Consider the following 1,091-nt stretch of genomic DNA (forward strand, 5'->3'; position numbering starts at 1 on the left):
CGAAATACGACGGAATGCTCCCGCGTTCTACCCTTAGGAAGGCCTCCAGAAAGGACCGACGTGGCTGATTTCGACCTCATCATCATCGGCGGTGGCCCCGCCGGTCTCACCGCGGGCCTCTACGCGGCTCGCGCCAACATGAGCGCCGTCCTGTTCGAGGCGAAGGACACCGGCGGCGAGATCCTCAACACCGAGCTGATCGAGGACTATCCCGGCTTCGAGAGCGTCACCGGCCCCGAGCTCGCGAGGAAGATGGCCGACCACGCGCGCAAGTTCGGCCTCCGGATCGAGACCTACCAACCGGTGATGCAGATCCGTGTCGAGGGCGACCGCAAGATCGTCGAGCTCCAGGACGGCACGATCCATCGCGCTTACGCGGTCATCGTGACCGTCGGCGGCGAGCCGACGAAGCTCGGCGTGCCCGGCGAGGTCGAGTTCCACGGCCGCGGCGTCTCCTACTGCGCCGTCTGCGACGGCGCGTTCTTCAAGGGCGCCGACCTCGCGGTGATCGGCGGTGGCGACAGCGCCTTCCAGGAGGGCCTGTTCCTCACCCGGTTCGCGAAGAAGCTCTACCTCGTCCATCGCCGCAACGAGTACCGCGCGCAGGCGATCCTCCAGGATCGGCTGCTCGGGATGGACCAGGTCTCCGCCGTGACTCCCGCGGTCGTGCGCGAGATCGGCGGCGACGAGGCCGGGGTGAAGTGGATCGACGTCGAGCGACCGGGCGACGTCTCGGAGCGCGTGCCGGTCGAGGGCGTGTTCATCTTCGTCGGCTTCAAGCCTGTCGGTCGCTTCCTCTTCAAGGACCACATCGCGCACGACGAGAACGACTACATCCTCACCGACCAGTACATGCGGACGAGCATCCCCGGCGTGTACGCGGCGGGCGACACGCGCGCGCAGCTCGCGAAGCAGATCACCACCGCGGTCGGCGACGCGACCACGGCCGTCCTCCAGGCCGAGCGCTACATCGAGGAGCTGAAGCACGCCGAGAGCGCGCTGCCCGAGGTGCCGCGCGACGTCGTGGCGCGCGCGACCGAAGGGATGCGCGTGCTCACGTTCGCGCCGGGGGAGACCGTCGTGCGCGAGGG

Annotated in this window: 1 protein-coding gene; it reads left to right on the forward strand. The window is 68.4% G+C overall.

The genetic code is table 11. The features are described from left to right. Positions 1-60 precede the first annotated feature (60 nt). Positions 61-1,091 (forward strand): thioredoxin-disulfide reductase (locus tag EPN29_14375; GenBank protein ID TAN29983.1); only part of this gene is annotated, 1,031 nt, incomplete at its 3' end.

The sequence above is a fragment of the bacterium genome (assembly GCA_004299235.1).
Taxonomy (GTDB): Bacteria; Chloroflexota; Dormibacteria; order Dormibacterales; family Dormibacteraceae; genus SCQL01.